The sequence below is a fragment of the Streptomyces sp. MGP-P1 genome (assembly GCF_057766565.1).
Genome location: NZ_JBYMEM010000007.1, coordinates 2,801,765 through 2,820,040 on the forward strand (window position 1 = coordinate 2,801,765; position 18,276 = coordinate 2,820,040).

18 protein-coding genes and 1 pseudogene are annotated in these 18,276 nt (G+C 72.5%); 12 read left to right on the top strand and 7 right to left on the bottom strand.

Annotated features, from left to right (window positions below):
• The 3 genes from AC3CH1_RS34235 (at window position 1) to AC3CH1_RS34245 (ending at window position 3,611) form a co-directional block, all read left to right on the top strand.
• Complete coding sequence (locus AC3CH1_RS34235) at window positions 1-2,010, top strand: acyl-CoA dehydrogenase family protein (protein WP_488466808.1); 2,010 nt, start codon at window positions 1-3, stop codon at window positions 2,008-2,010.
• 105 nt (window positions 2,011-2,115) lie between these two features.
• Window positions 2,116-2,391 carry an acyl carrier protein gene (locus AC3CH1_RS34240; protein WP_018956640.1) on the top strand — a complete coding sequence of 92 codons (276 nt, stop codon included), beginning with the start codon at window positions 2,116-2,118 and terminating at the stop codon, window positions 2,389-2,391.
• Window positions 2,388-3,611, top strand: a complete 1,224-nt coding sequence (locus AC3CH1_RS34245; protein WP_488466428.1) for a beta-ketoacyl-[acyl-carrier-protein] synthase family protein — start codon at window positions 2,388-2,390, stop codon at window positions 3,609-3,611. The genes AC3CH1_RS34240 and AC3CH1_RS34245 overlap by 4 nt, the downstream gene beginning before the upstream one ends.
• Before the next feature lie 453 nt (window positions 3,612-4,064).
• On the opposite strand, the gene AC3CH1_RS34250 is transcribed toward AC3CH1_RS34245, so the two are convergent.
• Window positions 4,065-5,099 (bottom strand): PRC and DUF2382 domain-containing protein, encoded by a 1,035-nt coding sequence (locus AC3CH1_RS34250; RefSeq protein WP_488466429.1) that lies wholly within the window; start codon window positions 5,097-5,099, stop codon window positions 4,065-4,067.
• Between the two features lie 229 nt (window positions 5,100-5,328).
• Between AC3CH1_RS34250 and AC3CH1_RS34255 the strand changes: the two genes are divergently transcribed.
• Entirely contained in the window at window positions 5,329-6,093 is a 765-nt protein-coding gene (locus tag AC3CH1_RS34255) for an adenosylcobinamide amidohydrolase (protein ID WP_488466430.1), read from the top strand.
• A 170-nt stretch (window positions 6,094-6,263) separates the two neighbouring features.
• Here AC3CH1_RS34255 and AC3CH1_RS34260 read toward each other — a convergent pair whose 3' ends face one another.
• From AC3CH1_RS34260 to AC3CH1_RS34280, 5 genes are all read right to left on the bottom strand, one after another.
• A complete protein-coding gene (locus tag AC3CH1_RS34260; RefSeq protein ID WP_488466431.1) occupies window positions 6,264-6,797 on the bottom strand; it encodes a thioesterase family protein in 534 nt (177 codons plus the stop codon).
• Window positions 6,794-7,801 carry a 3-hydroxyacyl-CoA dehydrogenase NAD-binding domain-containing protein gene (locus AC3CH1_RS34265; protein WP_488466432.1) on the bottom strand — a complete coding sequence of 336 codons (1,008 nt, stop codon included), beginning with the start codon at window positions 7,799-7,801 and terminating at the stop codon, window positions 6,794-6,796. The genes AC3CH1_RS34260 and AC3CH1_RS34265 overlap by 4 nt, the downstream gene beginning before the upstream one ends.
• A gap of 89 nt (window positions 7,802-7,890) precedes the next feature.
• Window positions 7,891-8,784 (bottom strand): beta-keto acid cleavage family enzyme, encoded by an 894-nt coding sequence (locus AC3CH1_RS34270; RefSeq protein ID WP_488466433.1) that lies wholly within the window; start codon window positions 8,782-8,784, stop codon window positions 7,891-7,893.
• A 92-nt stretch (window positions 8,785-8,876) separates the two neighbouring features.
• Window positions 8,877-9,848 carry a TetR/AcrR family transcriptional regulator gene (locus AC3CH1_RS34275; protein ID WP_488466434.1) on the bottom strand — a complete coding sequence of 324 codons (972 nt, stop codon included), beginning with the start codon at window positions 9,846-9,848 and terminating at the stop codon, window positions 8,877-8,879.
• Between the two features lie 164 nt (window positions 9,849-10,012).
• Window positions 10,013-10,894: an RNA polymerase sigma factor SigF gene (locus AC3CH1_RS34280; RefSeq protein ID WP_488466435.1), complete on the bottom strand. Its 882-nt coding sequence runs from the start codon at window positions 10,892-10,894 to the stop codon at window positions 10,013-10,015.
• A 645-nt stretch (window positions 10,895-11,539) separates the two neighbouring features.
• On the opposite strand from AC3CH1_RS34280, the gene AC3CH1_RS34285 reads away from it, so the two are divergent.
• The 5 genes from AC3CH1_RS34285 to AC3CH1_RS34305 all read left to right on the top strand — a co-directional run bounded on the left by AC3CH1_RS34285 (window position 11,540) and on the right by AC3CH1_RS34305 (window position 14,790).
• Window positions 11,540-12,301, top strand: a complete 762-nt coding sequence (locus AC3CH1_RS34285; RefSeq protein WP_488466436.1) for a GNAT family N-acetyltransferase — start codon at window positions 11,540-11,542, stop codon at window positions 12,299-12,301.
• Between the two features lie 454 nt (window positions 12,302-12,755).
• A complete protein-coding gene (locus tag AC3CH1_RS34290; protein ID WP_488466437.1) occupies window positions 12,756-13,259 on the top strand; it encodes a hypothetical protein in 504 nt (167 codons plus the stop codon).
• A 61-nt stretch (window positions 13,260-13,320) separates the two neighbouring features.
• Complete coding sequence (locus AC3CH1_RS34295; RefSeq protein ID WP_488466438.1) at window positions 13,321-13,728, top strand: thiol-disulfide oxidoreductase DCC family protein; 408 nt, start codon at window positions 13,321-13,323, stop codon at window positions 13,726-13,728.
• Between the two features lie 38 nt (window positions 13,729-13,766).
• A complete protein-coding gene (locus tag AC3CH1_RS34300; RefSeq protein ID WP_488466809.1) occupies window positions 13,767-14,126 on the top strand; it encodes a serine hydrolase in 360 nt (119 codons plus the stop codon).
• Window positions 14,127-14,262: 136 nt separating this feature from the next.
• The gene (locus AC3CH1_RS34305; RefSeq protein ID WP_488466439.1) at window positions 14,263-14,790 is read left to right on the top strand and encodes a hypothetical protein; all 528 of its coding nucleotides are present in this window, start codon (window positions 14,263-14,265) and stop codon (window positions 14,788-14,790) included.
• Window positions 14,791-15,022: 232 nt separating this feature from the next.
• On the opposite strand, the pseudogene AC3CH1_RS34310 reads toward AC3CH1_RS34305, so the two are convergent.
• Window positions 15,023-15,133, bottom strand: a pseudogene (locus tag AC3CH1_RS34310) (restriction endonuclease); the annotation flags it as partial.
• Between the two features lie 209 nt (window positions 15,134-15,342).
• Here AC3CH1_RS34310 and AC3CH1_RS34315 point away from each other — a divergent pair.
• The 3 genes from AC3CH1_RS34315 to AC3CH1_RS34325 all read left to right on the top strand — a co-directional run bounded on the left by AC3CH1_RS34315 (window position 15,343) and on the right by AC3CH1_RS34325 (window position 18,273).
• Window positions 15,343-16,620, top strand: coding sequence for a PP2C family protein-serine/threonine phosphatase (locus AC3CH1_RS34315; RefSeq protein ID WP_488466810.1), 1,278 nt, complete (start codon window positions 15,343-15,345; stop codon window positions 16,618-16,620).
• Between the two features lie 121 nt (window positions 16,621-16,741).
• Window positions 16,742-17,476 (top strand): TetR family transcriptional regulator, encoded by a 735-nt coding sequence (locus AC3CH1_RS34320; protein ID WP_488466440.1) that lies wholly within the window; start codon window positions 16,742-16,744, stop codon window positions 17,474-17,476.
• Entirely contained in the window at window positions 17,473-18,273 is an 801-nt protein-coding gene (locus tag AC3CH1_RS34325) for an SDR family NAD(P)-dependent oxidoreductase (RefSeq protein ID WP_488466441.1), read from the top strand. The genes AC3CH1_RS34320 and AC3CH1_RS34325 overlap by 4 nt, the downstream gene beginning before the upstream one ends.
• Window positions 18,274-18,276: the final 3 nt, after the last annotated feature.

Below are 18,276 nucleotides of genomic sequence, written 5' to 3' on the forward strand. Positions count from 1 at the left end.
ATGAACGACGCGGCCCCGCCGTCCACGAACGACCTGCTCACCGCGGTGCTCTTCGGACCGAACTTCCGTCAGGAGCACGGGTTCTGGCGCCGACTGCTCACAACGGAGCCGTTTCGCCGCCCTGGTGGTGGCACCCCCGACGAACGACTCGCCCTCTCCTACCACCGGCTGCGGATCCTCAACAACGCGCTCGACAGCGGCGCGAGACTCGCCGCCGACCCCCGGGCGCTGGCAGCCCTGCACGAGTGGATCGGCCCCGTCGACCCGGCGCTGACCACCGTGGCGGGCGTCCACTACAACCTCTTCCTCGGCAGCCTCCTCGACCACGACGCGGGCACACGCCGCGACTTGTCGGACTTCCTCGCCCTGCGGCGCGTGGGCACGTTCCTCTGTACGGAGGTGGTGCACGGCAACGACGCGGCGGCCGTCGAGACGACCGCGACGTACGACCGGGAACGCGACGGTTTCGTGCTGCACACCCCGCACGCCGGGGCGCAGAAGTTCATGCCCAACACCAGCCCCGCCGGAGGCCCCAAGTCCGGTCTGGTCGCGGCCCGGCTGCTCGTCGACGGCGCCGACCACGGGGTCTTCCTCTTCCTCGTCCCGCTCACCGACGCCCATCGCGCCCTGCCCGGTGTCCGGGTGCGGCGGCTGCCCGCCCGGATGGGCTCCCCGGTCGACCACTGCCTGACCTCTTTCGACCGCCGTTTCGTGGGGCGCGACGCGCTGCTCGCCGGACAGCAGGGACGGATCGACGACGAGGGGCGCTTCCGCAGCGAAGTCCCGAACCGCAGAAGGCGGTTCCTCGTCTCCATCGGCCGGGTCACCCCCGGCAAGATCTCCATGAGCGCCTGCGCGGTCGGCTCCGCCCGGGTCACCCTGGCCATCGCCGTCCGGTACGCCGGCCACCGGATGATCTCCGGAGCACGCGCCGCGCGGCGGATCCCGGTGTACGCGCACCGCACCCATCACGGGCCGCTGGCCGGCGCGATGGCGACCGTCTACGCGATGAGCCTGCTCCACCGCAGGGCCCTGGACCGCTGGGAGTCGGCGCCGGAGACCGACCGGGACGAGGCGGAGCGCCTGGTGGCCGTCGCCAAGGGGTGGATCACCTGGCAGGCGCGCGCCGTCATCGTCGAGTGCCGCGAACGGTGCGGCGCCCAGGGGCTCCTGGAGAACAACGGCATGACCGAGCTGTTCACCGGCATCGAGGGTGTGATCACCGCCGAGGGCGACAACCTCGCCGTGCACGCCAAGGCCGCCGCCGAGATGCTGTTCAGTGCCACTGCCCCGGAACCGGCCCCGGACGGCCCCGGTGACACGGACGACCCCGCCTTCCTCGGCCGACTGTTCGCGGCGGTGGAGGACCTCTGGTTCGCCCGTTCCCGCGAGCGGATGGCCGCCGCCCCGCCAGGCGACCCGCTCGCCCGCTGGAACGCCGCCTCGTCGGCCGCGCTGCGCGGCGTCGAGGCGCACGCCTACCGGCAGGCGGACGAAGCGTACGCCGAGGCCGTCGACTCCCTGCCCGAGGGCGCGGCGCGCGAACGGCTGTCCGAGCTGCGCAGGCTCTTCGCGCTCCGGTGGATCGCCCGCAACAGCGGTGCCCTGCTCGCGTCCGGACGGCTGACCGCCGATCAGGTCACCTTTCTGCCCGACGCGGTGGAGGACGCGGTCGCCGTCGTGGCCGAGCACACGCCCGCCCTGGTGGAGTCCTTCGCGCTCCCCGAGCGACTGATGTCGGACTGGCCGATCGCCGGACCCGGCTACGCGGACGTGTACGACGACCCCGAGGGGCCCTGGCACCGGGGTCGCAGGGCGGGAATCCGGGGCCGCGCGGCGGAGTTCCGGCGGCCCGTCTGCGGCAGCAGGCGGCGCCCGCTGCGCGAGAAGGTGGCGGCGCTCGGTACGCGCGGGGTCCTGCTGGCGTACTGGGGAACCGCCTCCATGCTCTCCCGATGGTTCGAGAAGCCGCAGGTGAGCGTAGACGAATCGGTTCGCCCGAAGGCGTAACCGGAAGATCGTCATCCAGTTACATCGGGCGGCGGGCCGTCGCGTTCACGCACCCGCCGCGCGGGACGAAGCCAAGCCGATGAGACGCCGATGAGAGGAACCACCATGAAGACCATCCACCCCAAGATCACCGAGGTGCTGACCGCGACGTTCAAGGTGCCCGCCGCTGAGATCCTGCCGGAGTCCACGATGGACAGCCTGGAGATGGACTCCCTCGCGGTCGCCGAGTTCGCCGTCGTCATCAAGGAGACCCTGGGCGTCGACGCGGACTCGGAGAAGCTGTACAAGGACGCCACGCTGGCCGACATCTCCGCGTACATCGACGCGGCCGTCGGCAGCGCGGCGGCCGAGGCGACGGTGCCGGTGAGCAACACCCGATGAAGCGACCCGCCATCGCCGTCACCGGGCTGGGCATGATCACCCCGGTCGGCCACACCACCGACACCACCTGGGACGGAGTCTGCGCGGGCGCGTCGCCCGCCCGCACCGTCCCCGAACTACTGGGCTGCGAAGTCGACTTCGCCTGTACGGTCACCGGCATCGACCTCGACGACGCGGTCGGCGGCCGGACCGCGTTCCGGATGGGCCGGTACGTCAAGTTCGCCCTCCTGGCCGCCCGGGAGGCGGTCGCCGACGCCGGGCTGGACCCCGAGCGCTGGGACGGCGCCCGGGTCGCCGTCGTCGTCGGCACGAGCAGCGGAGGATCCGCCGGACTCACCGAGCAGGCCGTCGCCCTGGAGCGGCGGGGCCCCGGGGCCACCTCGCCCTCGGGCATCCTGCTGACCATCCCGAACATGCCCGCGGCCGAGATCGCCATCCGGATGAGGGCCACCGGCCCCAGCCTGGCCCCGTGCACGGCCTGTTCGTCCGGGGTGACCGCGCTGTCGGTGGCCCGGGACATGCTGACGCTGGGCCAGTGCGACATCGCCATCGCCGGGGCCACCGAGTCGATCGTGTTCCCGGTCGCCATGACCGGCTTCGCCCGCTCCGGCGCGGCAGCGCTGCGGGACGGCGACCCCGCCCGCCTCTGCCGGCCCTTCGCGGCGGACCGGGCCGGCATCGTCATGGGCGAGGGCGCGGCCATCATGGTCCTGGAGCGGGCGGCGGACGCCCGTGCCAGAGGAGCCGTTCCCCGGGCGCTGATCGCGGGCGCGGGCGCCACCACCGACGCCCATCACCCCACCAGCCCCCACCCGTCCGGGGAGGTCGCGGGGGCGGCCGTCGACGCCGCGCTGTGCGACGCGGGCTGGCGTGCCGAGGACGTCGACCACGTCAACGCGCACGGGACGTCGACCCCCCTCAACGACGCCACCGAGGCCGCCCTCATCAGCCGGTCCTACCCGCACCGGCCGCCCGTCACCGCTCCCAAGGGCGTGCTGGGCCACTGCATGGGGGCGGCCGGCGCCATCGAAGCGGGCCTGACGATCCTGACGCTCCAGCACGGAGTGGTCCCCCCGATCGCGAACCTGGACGCCCCCGAGCCCGGGTTCGACATCGACTGCGTCACCAAGGCCCCGCGCGAGGTGCCCGTACGACGGGCTGTCAGCCACTCCTTCGGCTTCGGCGGCCAGAACGCGGTGATCGCCCTCCAGGCTCCGTGACCCAGGCCCCGTGACCAAGGCCCCGCAACCCGGGCTCCGTAAGCCAAGGGGTGATCGGCCCCAGGCGGGTTCGACCCCAGGGCGGACTTCACCGGGCCGGTGCGGCGGGTCGATCCCGCGCCGCACCGGCCCCGCGCCGCACCGGCCCCGCGCCGCACCGGCCCCGCGCCGCACCGGTCCCGCGCACAGCCGTCCGCCGCACCACCTCCGACCTGCCGGAGGACGCGTGACAGCTTGCCACCGGGCTCGACGACCACGCGGCAGTCCTGGTACACCGAGGTCAGGGCGGTCGTCGCCCCGGGCGGGCCCGGCGGGCGCCCCTCGGTACGGTTCCCGCCACGCCGCTGAGCGCGGACGGCGCGCCGGACAGCCCGCCGGGCGGACCCGTGGAACGAGCCCGCCCGGCGGCCGAGGACGTGGGAGCGGCCGTGTGGCCACCTGAGGAGGTGCCGGTCAGCGGCGTCGCCCCTGGCCGAACTCGCCTCCGGCGTCCTTGCCCTTGCCCATCTCGGTGCCGTCCGCGTAGTCGATCTTCTCCTTGCGGACCTCGGCGGAGACCTCCTTCTGTTCGGTGACCCGGTTGGTCTCCAGCCGGACCCGCTCCACCGGCACGGCCTCCTTGCGCACGGTGGCGCGCTCCGCGTGCAGGGTCACCTCGACGTCCTGCTCGCCGAAGTCCGTGGTCCCGGTGGTCTTCTCGCCGGGCTGCAGCGGTTCGCGGACCACGCGGACCTCTTCGTGGGAGACCGGCACGGTCCGGGTGACCTCCTCGGTCACCACGTACTTGTGCAGCCGTGCCCTGCCGCTCTCGTACTCCTCCTTGCCGACGTGCAGCTGCTCCTCGGAGCAGATCATCTCCTCGCGGCCGCTCATGTCGGCCGACCGGGACGTGCCCGCGCCTGCGCCCGCCATCGGGCGCGCCTTGCCGGAGGCGTCCGTGTTGCGGTGCCTGCCCGTATCGCTGCCTGCTCCTGCCATGCCCGCTCCCGTCGTTCCCGCGCCGGCCATCCCGGCGCTCGTGCCCGCCGTGGTCGCCTTCCCGGTCGCCTTGGCGCCGGGGGCCGTTCCGGTCCCACTGGCCGCGCCCGCCGCACCCATCGCACCGGTCCCGGCGACGGTCGGCGCGTCCATGCCCGGCGAACGGCTGTCACCGAGGTTGCCGGACTTCCTGGTCAGGCCGTAGTGCCGGTACAGCTCCTCCTCCTCGGCCACGGAGAGGTGTGCGTCGGCGTCCACGCGCGGTGCGTCCTTGACGATGTCCTTCGGATGCGCGACGTGCAGGTCGGAGCCCACCCGACGGGCTCCGGCGAGGGGGACGAAGCTCTCCTTCATGCCGAACAGACCGGTCTTGACCGTGACCCAGTCGGGCTTGCCGGTGTCGTCGTCGACGTACACCCGGCCCACACTGCCGACCTTCTCGCCGTCGTTGTCGTACACGGTCAGACCGTCGAGTTCTCCGGAATCCGTGAAACCGTCAGCGGCTCCCATAACCGATTCCTCCTCTCGGGCACGCCCTGTGGGTGGCTCCACCAGAGGTGGCGCGTCCGGATTCCATCGCGCCTCACCCGCATGGACGCTGCAACCGCCCGCTTGGCCCGGATCAGGGCTTCCGGAAGCCCGGTGCGGGGCCCGGGGCCCGTGCGGCGGCGCCGGGCCGCCCCCGAATTCGTTAGGCCAATCGGGTGAGACCCCGGGTCCCGCATATGATCGGCGGACCGTGGCGGCCGAAGGACGGACCGCCGCCGACCCGCCGAGCCACCAGGGGTGCGCCATCTCCTCCGTACGCCTCCGGCCGCCCGCGCAAGGCGGCGAACTGCGCGACCGGCACGAGGGCGGGCACCGGCTCCATCTCCTCCTCTGGCGGCTGGGGCCCGGCGTCCGGGTCTGCAGCAGCGCGATTCTCGGCGGCGGCATCGGCACCCGGACGTGGATCCTCAACGCCCAGGTCCCCGGTGGCTACCCGCGCCTCGACCCGGACCGCCACCTCGCCGAGATCGCCGCCGCGCAGGGGCTCACCGGGCCGGGCGCGGGGCTGATGACCGCCGCCGACGTCGCCGCGTACACGACCGGCCAGGACGGTGGAGTCACCGCGACCGTCACCACCGGCCTCGGCGTACGGGGCTGGGCGGCGGCCCCCGACACCGCCACCCGGGCGCCGTGTCTGCCGGAGGCGGGACCCGCGGAGGTCCCGGCGGCCCCGTTCCGGCCGGGCACGGTCAACATCGTCGTCACACTGCCCGTCGCGCTCTCCGACGCCGCCCTGGTCAACGCCGTCGCCACCGCCACGGAGGCCAAGGTGCAGGCCCTCCTGGACGCCGGACTCGACTGCTCGGGCACCCCCACGGACGCCGTGTGCGTCGCCGCTCCCGATCCGGGGCCCGACGGCGGCGAACCCTTCGCCGGACCCCGGTCCACCTGGGGCGCGCGGATCGCCCGCGCCGTGCACACCGCCGTCCTGGCGGGGGCCCGCACGGCACCGTGACGGGCCCGGGCCGGCGCGCCCGCGGTCACTGGATGCCGCACCACCGCGTCGAGCAGGTACGCGATGTGGGCGATGCGGGACGCCTTCCCGAGCCACCGGGTGCGGGGCCGCCGCTCGCCGCCGCCGCGCCGGCTGGGTGGGCGTGGCGGCGAGCGGCGGGCGTCGCTGGCTCAGCGGGCCGCCGGGACCTCGGCGATCGAGCGGCCCGCCCACGCGGGCGGCGGCTCGACGAGCGCGGCCAGCCGCTCCCGTACGGAGTCCGGGAACGGGACGGTGCGGCCCGCCCGCTGGTCCACGTGGAGCGCCAGCAGCTCGCTCGTCGCCACCGGGGCGGCATCCGGCTCCGGAGCGCCGTCCGGCGCGCCGACCACGTACAGCTCGTGGCTGAAGCGCGCCTTCTTCGCGTCCACGCCCAACAGGCGGGTGCGCACGGCGAGATGGGCGCCCTCGGCCACGTCGCGGAGATAGCGCAGATGCGACTCGACGGTGTAGAGCGAGCAGCCGGTGCTCTCCCGGTACCCGGCGTGCAGACCGGTCTCGATCATCATCGCGTCGGTGGCGTACCCGAAGACGAGGACGTAGAACGCCTCGCTCATGTGGCCGTTGTAGTCGATCCACTCGGGTCGCACGGTCCGGTGGAACAGGGGGAGTTCCGCCGCGTCGTCGGCCACGGCCGTCTCCTCGGGGGTCGCGTGCTCGCTCATCGGGCGACCTCCTCGGCGGACCGGGGCAGCCGGCCCGTGACCCGCAGGACGTCGATGACGCCCCGGTCCCGCTCGGCGACCAGATCGGCGATGCTCCGGCCGTCCGCCGCCTCCGCACAGCCGGCCACCACCGCCTCGTACAGCGCCCGGTCCAGTTCCGGTGCTTCGAGCCTGGTCCAGGGCGACTTGAGCGACGGGCCGAAGTGGTCGAGCATATGGGCCATCCCGCCCTCGCCGCCCGCGAGCGCGAAGGTCAGCATCGGTCCCATGACGGCCCAGCGGAGCCCCGGGCCCTCGGTGATCGACGCGTCGATCTCCGCCACCGTGGCCTCGCCGTTGGCGACCATGTGCAGGGCTTCGCGCCAGAGGGCCTCCTGGAGCCGGTTGGCTATGAAGCCGGGCACCTCGCGCTCCATGGTGATCACGGACTTGCCCGCGACGGCGTAGAAGCGCGAGGCCCAGTCGACCGCGGCGGGCGCGGTCCGTTCACCGCCGACGACCTCGACCAGGGGGATGAGGTAGGGCGGGTTGAAGGGGTGCCCGACGACGAGCCGCCCGGGGTCGGCGGCCTCGGTCTGCATGTCCGTCATCGGGTAGCCGGAGGTCGACGAGGCGATCACCGTGCCGACGGGCGCCGCGGCGTCCAGCCGGGCCAGCAGATCGCGCTTGAGGTCCAGCTTCTCGGGGGCGCTCTCCTGGACGAACTGGGCGTCGGCCACGGCCTCTTCGATCGTCGTGGTGACGGTCAGCCGGTCCTGCGAAGCTCCGGGGGCCAGTCCGAGCTGCTCCAGTGCGGGCCAGGCCGCGGCGATGAGCCGGCGCAGCCGGACGGCCGCGTCGGGGGCCGGGTCCCAGGCGGTGACGTCGTATCCGCGGGCGAGAAAATGGGCCGCCCAGCCACCGCCGATCACCCCGGCCCCGACGCACGCGACACGGCGTACGTCCTCCGGGGCGCAGGGGGCGGCGGGGCCGTCGGTCGCGGCGGCGGAGGGGGTGACAGTCACGGTCGATGCTCCAGAAAGACGGTGGGGGAGGGCAAGAGGGAAGCGGGAAAGGGGGAGGGCGTACGGGAGGGAGAGGGAGGCGTGGGTAGTCAGGGGCGCGGGCGCAGGCCGAGCTTCACGCGTGCCTCGTCGGGCGTGGCGACCCGGGAGCCCAGGGATTCGGTGATCCGCACGGCGTGCTCCACCAACTGGCCGTTGGTGGCCTTGACGCCCCGGCCCAGATAGAGGTTGTCCTCCAGGCCGACCCGGACGTGCCCGCCGAGCAGGATCGACTGGGCGGCCCAGGGCATCTGCATCCGGCCGAGCGCGAAGCTCGCCCACTGGGCGCCCCGCGGAAGCATGTTGACCATCGCCTGGAGGACGCCCGGGTCGGCGGGCGCGCCCCACGGAATGCCCATGCAGAGCTGGAAGACCGTGGGGTCGTCGAGCAACCCCTCGTCGAGGAGCTGTTTGGCGAACCACAGCTGCCCGGTGTCGAAGATCTCCAGCTCGGGCCGGACCCCGAGCTCCTGGATGCGCTTCGCGCCGGTGCGCAGCATGTCGGGGGTCGAGACGTAGAGGTTGCTGCCGTCACCGAAGTTGAGCGAACCGCAGTCCAGGGTGCAGATGTCCGGCAGCAGATCCTCGACGTGCGGCAGCCGTTCGAGACCGCCGACCAGATCGGTGCCCGGCAGTTGGCGGAGCGGGGCCTCCGGGTCGATGACGAGGTCTCCGCCCATGCCGGCGGTCAGGTTGATGACCACATCGGTGCCGGTCTCCCGGATCCGCTCGACGACCTCGCGGTAGAGCCGCGGATCGCGGGAGGGCGCGCCGGTCTCCGGCTCGCGGACATGGATGTGCACGACGGCGGCCCCGGCCCCGGCCGCCTCGACGGCGGAGGCGGCGATCTGCTCGGGCGTCACCGGGACGTGGGGGCTGCGGCCGACGGTGTCGCCGGCTCCGGTGAGCGCGCAGGTGATGATGACGTCCTGGTTCACGGGCATGCGGGAACGTCTCCTCTCGGGGAGTTCGGGGAGTTCGGGGAGTTCGGGCTCAGGCGTTGGGGTGCGGAAGGTGTGCGGGGCGGGTACGGGCGTCAGCCGGCCAGGGGCGACGTCAGGCAGGCGTCCACGTGAGCGACGAGCGTGTCGTGCATGGTCCCTGCGCCGGTGCCCGGGAGGCCGGGCTCGGTGGCCAGGACCTGGGAGGCCAGTCCGTCGATCAGGGCGGTGAGGGCGAGGGCCGTGCTGTCCGGATCGACCGGACGGAACACGCCTTGTTCGACGCCGCGACGGATCACGTCGGCGACCGTTCCCCGCCACTGGCGGTAGTACTCCACGTGGAGCCGTCCGACGGTGGTGGACCGGGCGGCCTCGGCCCACAGGTCGAGCCAGACGCACCACTGCCGCCGTTGCTGTTCGGTGCGGGGCGTCTGGAGCTCGATCAGCAGGCGCAGCTCGTCCCCGGCGTGACGGGTGCCGGCCGTGGCGTCGGCACGGCGACGGGTGTCCTCGTCCATGCACCAGCGGACCGCCGCCTCGAGCAGTTCGTCACGGCCGGGGAAGTGGTAGTGGATCGCCGCCGTGCTGGTGTGGCAGGCCGCGGCGATGTCCGCGACCCGGACGGCGTGGAATCCGCGTTCGGCGATGAGCCGGACGGTCGCCCGCACGATCTGCAAGGGCCTGCCGCCCTCCGGCGAGGGCGACGGGGCGCGAGGGGGCGACGGCGCGCGAGGGGGCGACGGGGCGCGCACGGTTGAGGGCGCCGACGTCGCGCTGCCGACCGTCGTGCCGACTGTCGCACCGCCCGCACCGGCCGGTGAGTCGCCCGCCGCGCCGGCTCTCGCATCGTCGCCGGCACCGGTCGGCGTACCGATCAGCCGACCGACGTCCACGCCGCCGATGTCCGCGATCCGGGCCAGCTCGGCGGCGGTGAAGCGCCGTGTTCCGTTCAGGGAGCGGGACAACTTCGACGGATCGATGACGATCCGCCGCGCGAACTCGCGCGCGCTGACACCCGTCGCCTCGATCACCTGCCGGACCCGTGCGGCCACCTCGTCCTGCTGCATGGTCAGCCACCGTAGGCCATGTGTTGAGAAAACCTCAACATCGGCAATGTGCAATCCCTGAAAAAGCAAGGCGTTGCGGTTCTGACTGATGCATCAGTCAGAACCGCAACGCCTGCTCGCCAGCTGTCCGCCCGGCCAACGCCCGACGGGGCGGTTCGCGATGGTCACTCCTGGACGAGCATCCCGCTCCGCAGCTTGCCCAACATCCGGCTCAGCAGCCGGGACACGTGCATCTGCGATATTCCGAGCTCCGCGCCGATCTGCGCCTGGGTCATCTCCTGGCCGAAGCGCATGTTGATGATCCGGCGCTCCCGCTCGTCCAGTTCGTCCAGCAGGGGCGCGAGGGCGTGGAGGTTCTCCACGGCCTCCATGGCGGGGTCCGGCTCGCCCAGCACATCGGCGAAGGTCCGCCCGGCGGCCTGACGGGGCCCGGCCTCAGCGGTGTCGGTCGGCATGTCCAGGGAGCCCGCCGTATAGCCGTTGGAGGCGACGATCCCCTCCGTGACCTCGGACTCCTCGATCCCCAGGTCCTCTGCCAGCTCCCGCACGGTGGGGTCCCGGTCGAGGTCGCCCGCCAGGGACTCCTTCGCCTTGGCGAGGTCGACCCGCAGTTCCTGGAGGCGCCGCGGCACGTGCACGGCCCAGCTCGTGTCACGGAAGAACCGCTTGATCTCCCCGACGATGTACGGCACCGCGAACGAGGTGAACTCGACTTCCCGCGAGAGGTCGAAGCGGTCGATCGCCTTGATCAGCCCGATGGTGCCGACCTGGACGATGTCCTCCATGTCGCCGCTGCCCCGGTTGCGGAAGCGGTTGGCGGCGAAGCGGACGAGGGACAGGTTCATCTCGATAAGGGTGTTGCGGGCGTACTGGTACTCGTGCGTGCCCTCCTCCAGTGTCTGGAGGCGGTCGAAGAAGAGGCGCGAGAGCCGGCGCGCGTCCATCGGGGCGACCTTCCCGGCATCCTCGATCCACGGAAGTTCCTCGGTGGCGCCCGCCTGCTCCGTACCGGCCGTCTGCGCGATCTGTGCGGTCTGCGCGGTCATGTCGGCTTCACGCTCCCTGGTTCGTAGGCCCTGAGGTCTGTTCGCCTTCCCAGAGGTAGGGCGCTCATGCGTTCAAACGGGAGTTGATCCGGCCAACCGCAGCGAGTTGGCTCGAAACAGATGCAGTTCGGCTCTGAGGCGCGGTCATGCGAGAGACGCGAGCCCGGAGGAGCGAGCCGAGTGACACGGGCCGCGAGAGGCGGGTCGAAAGCCGCGAGCCGAAGGGCGCAGCCAGAGGGCGCACGTGAACAGCGCGAGCAATGAATGCGCAAACAACCGCCCCACCGGTACGGGGGAGCCCGGTGGGGCGGTCGCCACCAGAGTGCCACAGCCGGGGGGTCGTTGGGACCGGACCGGCGCGTATTGGCCTAGGGATGAGTCGATTTCGCCGCTCGCCGGTTGGGGCGTGCGCCGGGGCATCGGGGTGTCGCAGGGACCGTCGGTGCCGGTGCCGCGGACGTGGCGTGGAAACGGCGCGGGAGCGGAGAGCCCACGCCCCGATGATTGCGATGCCGTGAACAGATCCGCCTCACGGAATACCTGCCGTATCCACCGGCTTTTTCTGCCTGGCGGGTACACCGCTCCCGACCCCGAGCACCCGCTGCCGAGAACCGCGCGATGGACGGAACGAGAACGAGGGAGACCATGACCCAGAACAGCACCCGGCCCCGGATCGATGATCCGTCCAGGCTCCACCCGCTCGACAACCCCGCCCGGTCCTCGCTGACCGGCCCCCACGCCCACTTCGCCGAGAGCCGCGGGCGGGTCCTGCGCTATCCCGCCGACGTCACTCCCTGGATCGCGCTCCCCGACGCCCCGGCCGCCCGGGACTGGGCCGATGTCGCGGCGCTCGCCGGGCCCGGCGGCTCTGTCACCGTGGCCGCGTTCCAGGAGCCGCCGCCGCAGGACTGGGAGATCGTCTTCCGGGCCGAGGGCGTCCAGCTGGTCGACGCTTCGGCGGACGCCGCGCCCGATCCGGAGGCGGTCCCGCTGGGCCCCCGGGACGTGCCGGAGATGCTGGACCTGGTGGCGCGGACCCGCCCCGGTCCCTTCCTGCCGCGCACGGTCGAGCTGGGCACGTATCTGGGCATCCGTCGGGGCGGCGCGCTGGTGGCGATGGCGGGGGAGCGGCTGCACCCGCCCGGCTTCACGGAGATCAGCGGTGTCTGCACGGACGAGTCGGTACGGGGGCAGGGTCTGGCGAGCCGACTGGTCCTGGCGGTCGCGCACGGGATCCGGGAGCGCGGCGAGACGCCGTTCCTGCATGCCTCCGCCTCCAACACCGGGGCCGTCCGGCTCTACGAGTCCCTCGGCTTCCGGCTTCGCCGGCGTACGGAATTCATCTCCGCGCTCGTCCCCGCCACGCTCCCGTCCGCCGACGGGAGCCGCAGGCCCTCACTGCGCTGAACGGTACGGGTACCCCGTTCCTGTACCGGTTCTCGGTCCCCGGTACCCGTCCGACGGGGCCGGGACTCGTGGCCGGCCCGAAACCGACGGCCCCGGCCCACAGCGGTCGCGGCACCGCTCATGGGGCTGACGTGAGTGGAGAACACCCCTCCCCGGAGCCTGTCGCGTCCCGGAAAGGGGGGTAGCCGGCTGCCTGGCGCCTCAGAACCCGCCCCGTCCCGTGAGGTCACGCGGTCATGCGGGATGCTTGGTGTCGGTCCACAGCGCGGGACCAACGCTGGTTCACCTGACAGCCGAGCGACTCCGGCCGGCGAGGAGGAGCCACCGGCGTTCGGTCTCATCGGACGGCGATCCGCCGCCGACCGGTGACACACCAGCGTCCGGGACCGGGAAACGGAGTTGGAGAAGGGGAACGCCCTCGCCCCAGGACGGCCGGCCCAACCGGCAAGGGCGCATGATCGGCCTGTTCTGGATAGAACGCGACAGGGTGTGCCTGGGCTCACCTCCGACCGAGGAGGACCCCGGCGTATTCCTCTTCCCGGCCCGGCTCTCGATCGGTGAAGGCGTCCAGCAACAGGCATGGCCCTGGACCGATATCGCAGACCTGCAAGTCCTGGATGTTCCGGTCCGTTCATCCGCCGCCCGGTGGGCGACCCGGGTGACGAGCGTCGTCGCCGCAGCGCTGAACGCCTGGGATCCCGGGGGTCCGTCGATGATGACGGCAGTGGTGTGCGCCCGGGACGGCCAGCGCGTCGAAACGCCGGTCTTCTCCGGCGCGGCCACCGCGTACACCCAGCGAGAGGTCGACCTCTCGCTGGGTCTGCTCTCCCACTTCGTGCGGGGCAGCGTCTCGCCGACCCTGCTGACGCAGTGGTGGCAGGACAATCAGCCGTCCGACGTCCTGCACTCGCACGAGCGCGAAGCAGCCCTCGAGGACTGGATGTCACCCTTGATGTGAGACCCACGTATCCGTCGGCACTTTCCCACTCCGAGACCGGCCCAGCGATGGAGGGTACGTCATGAACGACACCGCGACCAGTGACGCAGAAGGACGCACCGTGCTCGCCTTCGACGGTGACTGCGGCTTCTGCCAGGCCGCTGTCCGGCAGATCCAGCTGCGGGCCAAACCCCGCACGGCGGCAGTCGCCTGGCAGATGCTTCCACCAGAGCTGACCGAACGGCACCTGGAACGCCTGGACCGGGAAGTTCTCCTCTTCGACGGAGACCGAGTACGCGCCGGCGGGGTCGCCGCCCTGGCCGGTCTTCTCGAATCTTCCCCAGCCCGCGCCTACCGGGGCGTCGGAGGGTTCCTGCGGCTGCCCCTGATCCGCCCGGCGGCGAACCTGATCTACCGCTGGGTGGCCAGGAACCGGCATCGGATGCCGGGCGGTACAGCAGCCTGCGCGGTGCCCCGCCCCCACAACTGAAAGCACAAGCACACCCCCGTGCCCAGGTACCCGTCTGCATACTCGCCCGTTCCCACGCGCAGCAGGTCAGCCACGGCCACGACCTCGACCGTTTCGTCCAGGCCGGCTCGCTCACCAAGACACTGGCCGGAACCCTCCTCGTCCAGCTGGCCTCCACCGGCACCCTCCAGCTGGGCGACCCCTTCGAACAGTTCCTTCCCGCCCCTGCCGGGACCGGCATCACCCTGAGACACCTCGCGGAACACATCGCGGCCCTGCCCCGCACCCCACCCCGCCTACACAGAACCGGCCCCCACGCCGACTTCGACGCCGGAGCCCTGGCCGTGCGGAGCATCATGCGGAGTCGACCACGACACGGCGCCACGCCATCGGGTGTCGCGACTCAGCCAGGCGGGTGACAGCAGCCGGCGCGGACCACTGCCCGGCCGGCCGATGGGCCAGGATCGGTGCCGCCGCCTCCCCGGCGGAGCGTGCATCGACCCCGTCTGCGCCAACGATCGGCGAGACCACGGCTGTTCCGAGGAGCCCCTCCCCATGCGTTCACGCATCATCGCGACCATGGCCGCCACGGCTGCGGCCACCGCAGCCCTTGCACAACCCGCCCACGCCGCCCCGGTCGTCGACGGGGTCTACCGGTTCGCTGCTCTCCAGGACGGCAAGTGCCTCGTCTGGCCCACATCGCACGCGAGCCTCGGCTCGGTCGGGCTGGGCGCCTGCACGGAGAGCGCGTCGACCTCGGCGAACTGGCAGGTACACAAGCGCCCCAACGGGACGATGGAAGTATCGACACCGGGCTCCAACCCCCGCACCTGCCTCGGCGTGAACACGGACTACAGGCTCAGGGTCAACGAACCCTGCGCCGACAAGTACGCCGAGTGGACCGTGTCCTTCGGCTCCGCAGGGCCCGGCAGCGTGGTGTGGGCAGACATCGAGCACACCCCCGCCGATGGATCCAACTCGTGGGGAAAGGTGGTCGACATTCCCGAGGTAACCGGTCGTGTCGTGGTGAGGCGGGTTCCCATCGAACCGCACTACTGGGAATTGCAGCAGGTCAGCCAGTGACCTGAGAACCGAAGCGGCTCGCACGATCCCTCCGGCATCGTGTTCACCGTCGTCGCGGCCATGTCCGGCATGGAACGCGCGGCCCGGCACACCACCGTCCACCTGGCATGCCCGAGCCCCGTGGCGTCGTCACGCGCATCGAACTGTGATCCATCGGCCACCGGCTTCGCCGGTGCTCCAGCCGGTCCAGCAGCATCAGGATGAGGTCATCGAGCGGGCGGACGCGTCCGGCGATGGTCGCCCCGTTGTCTCCGGCCCCGCCGATCCGGCGCGCGTCGGTGCACCCGTCGCGGAGCATGAGGTCGCGGATCGCGTACGCGAAGTCGCGGTGGTGCAGGACGTCTCCAGCTCGGGGATGACCTGAGGCACCCCCGGTACGGGACCAAGGACCCCGGCCGGAAGTCCCGGGCGGGACCTTCGGCAGCCGCTCGGGGCCCTAAGCCCTCCTGCGCGGGCGCCCGCCACACGGTCAACTGGAAGGGACCGGCCTGGACCGCGGGCGGCACCGACAGAGCAGAGGGAGGACAGGCCGTGCCCATGAGGTTGCTGGACATGGCGCAGAAGAAGAGCGGTGTAGGGGCCCGGGGTGGTACCGCGCCCGGAGCGGACGCGGGCGTCGGGGCGGTGTCCCAGAGCCGGATCGGCAACTGGGCGCTTGTCGGCGGTCTCGCGCTGCTGACCGTACTCGTCGTGTTCCTCGACGTCAGCACGGGCAACGACCTGCGGGTCGTGCCGCTGCTCGTGGTCGTCCCCGCCCTGGCCTCCGTCTACTGCAGCCTCCGCCAGACCATCTGGATCGCGGTGTGGATCACCACCGTCGTCGTCGGGTTCCGGGCCGGGGCGGACGGCACCTTCTGGGACTTCGTCTTCGGCATCGGATTCGCCGCACTGGCCTGTGCGCTCGGCGTCGCCGCCTGCGCGGCGCGCATCCGGCACGCCACCGAGATGGCGCGGCTGCGGTCCGCCGCCGTCACCCTGCAGCGCCAGATCCTGCGGCCCCTGCCGGTCGGTACCGACCACGTCGTCGCGCACGGGCTCTACGAGCCGATCGAGGAGGACCGCTTCGTCGGCGGTGACATCTACGAGGTCGTCGAGTCGCCCCACGGGACCCGCGTGATCATCGGAGACGTCCAGGGCAAGGGGCTCGCGGCCATTGGCGTCGGATTCGCGGCCATCGCCGCGTTCCGCGAGGCGGCCATCCGCGAACCCACGCTCACGGGAGTGGTGGAGGCGCTGGAGGCCGCCGTCGTCCGGCACAACGTGTTCTCCGCCCAGACGGGTGAGGTCGAACGCTTCGTGACCGCGCTCGTCCTCGGGTTCGACGAGGGCGGCCGGGTGGAGGCCGTGAACTGCGGACACCTGCCGCCGCGCCTGCTGCACGACGGCCGGTCCTCGGCCGTCACGCTCCACCGGACGTACGTCCCCCTCGGCCTCGCCGGACTCAGCCAGGAGACCCGTACGACCGAGTCCTTCGACTTCCCGCCGGGCGCGACGCTCCTCGTCGTCACCGACGGAGTGACCGAGGCCCGCGACGTCGGCGGCGCCTTCTACCCACTGGACGAGCGGATCAGGGCCTGGGCCGGGCAGGGACCGCGCGAACTCCTCGACGCGCTCCACATCGATCTGGGGGAGTTCACCGGGGGCGTCCGGCGCGACGACGTCGCCGCGCTCGCCCTGCTGCGCACCTCTGCCGACGACGGGCCATGGCCTGCGGTTCCGGGCGCCGCGGCCCCCGGCGACGCCATGCGCGGCGATGCCGGTTCCGGCGTCGGGGCCCTGGGCGATCCCGCCGAAGCGGGCGAGGCCCAGCGGCGGACCGCCGCGGTCTGAACGCGCGCCGCGAGCTGCGGCAGTCATCCCTGACGCGCGCCGCGAGACTGCGGCGGGCATTCCTGCATGTCCCCACGAGACGAATGTCGCGTGGGGACATTTTCAGGTGTACGGTGCATGTATGACTCCGGAACGGAAGATCCCGGATCGGCGCGGCCGCAAGGCACGCCGCACCCGCGACACCCTGGCGCAGGCCGCGTTCGAGCTGGTGCTCGACCGGGGGCTGCGGAACGTGACGGTCGAGGAGATCGCGGAAGCCGCAGACGTCGACCGTCGTACGTTCAGCAGGTATTTCCCGAGCAAGGAGGCCGCCGCCCTCGACTCCCTGCGGGGCGACGGCGACCGCATCAACGCGGCCCTGCGAGCCCGCCCGGCCCCGGAACCCCCGCTCCTCGCCTACCGGCGGGCCGTCCTCGACTGGCTCGCCGATCCCGGGTCGGAGCCCTGGCACCGCCGCCCCCGGATCTTCGACCTGCTGGTCGTCGCCGAGGAGGAGCCGACCCTCTACGCCGTCTTCCACCACATCCGGGTGGACGCCCAGGAGGACTCGGTCGCCATCGTCGCGGACCGGCTCGGCGTCGATCCCCGGCAGGACATCCGGCCCGCCGTGACCGTCGCCGCAGGAGCGGGCGCACTGCTCGCCGCCCAGGCCGCCTGGGTGCGCGGAGGCCGGCCGGACGCTCTGCCCGGCCTGGTCGCCGAGGCGTTCGACGCGCTCTCCGCCGACCTGCTCGGCGAGCCGCGCCCCGCTCCGGAACAGCACCGGGACGCCCCGGAACAGCACCCCGGCACCACCAGCACCACCAGCACCACCAGCACCACCGAAGCAGCAGAAGGAACCGAGGCGACACCATGAGCACCGAGCACAGCTCCACCCCCGCGGCCGAGGCGAAGACCGAAGCCCGCACCGAGTTCGCGGGCCGCACCGCCCTCATCACCGGCGGCGCCTCCGGCATCGGCCTCGCCCTGGCCCGGCGGCTCGCCGCAGGCGGCGCGGCGGTCGTCGTCGCCGACCACGACGAGGAGAACGCGCGCAAGGCCGCGGCCGACCTGGAGAACGCCGGGGCCAAGGCGGCCGCGGTCGCGATGGACGTCACCGACCCGGCCTCCGTCGAAGCGGGCGTACGGTTCGCGGTGGACACCTTCGGCGCCCTCCACCTGGCCGTCAACAACGCCGGCATCGCGGGCCCCAGCAGCCCCACCGGCGAGTACCCGGTCGAGGACTGGAACCGCGTCGTCGCCACCAACCTCAGTGGCGTCTTCCTCTCGATGCGCTACGAACTGCCCGCCATCGTCGAGGCGGGCGGCGGCGCGATCGTCAACATGTCCTCCATCCTCGGCGCCAACGGCTTCGCCGGGTCGCCCGCCTACGTCGCGGCCAAGCACGGCGTCGTCGGTCTCACCAAGACCGCCGCGCTCGAATACGCCGGACAGAACGTCCGGATCAACGCGGTCGGCCCCGGCTTCATCGACACCCCGCTCCTGCGGAACACCGCCCGGGAGGCCCGCGAGCACCTGATCTCCCTGCACCCGGCGGGGCGCCTCGGCACCGCCGAGGAGGTCGCCGAACTCGCGGCCTTCCTGCTCTCCGACAAGGCCTCCTTCATCCACGGCAGCTACCACCTGGTGGACGGCGGCTACTCCGCCCCGTGAGGG

Bases quoted from the DNA above. Each gene is read 5' to 3' on its own strand.
- AC3CH1_RS34270 (WP_488466433.1), bottom strand. From the start codon at position 8,784: ATGCCCGTGAACCAGGACGTCATCATCACCTGCGCGCTCACCGGAGCC.
- AC3CH1_RS34320 (WP_488466440.1), top strand. From the start codon at position 16,742: ATGACTCCGGAACGGAAGATCCCGGATCGGCGCGGCCGCAAGGCACGC.
- AC3CH1_RS34250 (WP_488466429.1), bottom strand. From the start codon at position 5,099: ATGGGAGCCGCTGACGGTTTCACGGATTCCGGAGAACTCGACGGTCTG.
- AC3CH1_RS34275 (WP_488466434.1), bottom strand. From the start codon at position 9,848: ATGCAGCAGGACGAGGTGGCCGCACGGGTCCGGCAGGTGATCGAGGCG.
- AC3CH1_RS34295 (WP_488466438.1), top strand. From the start codon at position 13,321: ATGAACGACACCGCGACCAGTGACGCAGAAGGACGCACCGTGCTCGCC.
- AC3CH1_RS34285 (WP_488466436.1), top strand. From the start codon at position 11,540: ATGACCCAGAACAGCACCCGGCCCCGGATCGATGATCCGTCCAGGCTC.
- AC3CH1_RS34305 (WP_488466439.1), top strand. From the start codon at position 14,263: ATGCGTTCACGCATCATCGCGACCATGGCCGCCACGGCTGCGGCCACC.
- AC3CH1_RS34235 (WP_488466808.1), top strand. From the start codon at position 1: ATGAACGACGCGGCCCCGCCGTCCACGAACGACCTGCTCACCGCGGTG.
- AC3CH1_RS34290 (WP_488466437.1), top strand. From the start codon at position 12,756: ATGATCGGCCTGTTCTGGATAGAACGCGACAGGGTGTGCCTGGGCTCA.
- AC3CH1_RS34325 (WP_488466441.1), top strand. From the start codon at position 17,473: ATGAGCACCGAGCACAGCTCCACCCCCGCGGCCGAGGCGAAGACCGAA.
- AC3CH1_RS34280 (WP_488466435.1), bottom strand. From the start codon at position 10,894: ATGACCGCGCAGACCGCACAGATCGCGCAGACGGCCGGTACGGAGCAG.
- AC3CH1_RS34245 (WP_488466428.1), top strand. From the start codon at position 2,388: ATGAAGCGACCCGCCATCGCCGTCACCGGGCTGGGCATGATCACCCCG.
- AC3CH1_RS34240 (WP_018956640.1), top strand. From the start codon at position 2,116: ATGAAGACCATCCACCCCAAGATCACCGAGGTGCTGACCGCGACGTTC.
- AC3CH1_RS34260 (WP_488466431.1), bottom strand. From the start codon at position 6,797: ATGAGCGAGCACGCGACCCCCGAGGAGACGGCCGTGGCCGACGACGCG.
- AC3CH1_RS34315 (WP_488466810.1), top strand. From the start codon at position 15,343: ATGGCGCAGAAGAAGAGCGGTGTAGGGGCCCGGGGTGGTACCGCGCCC.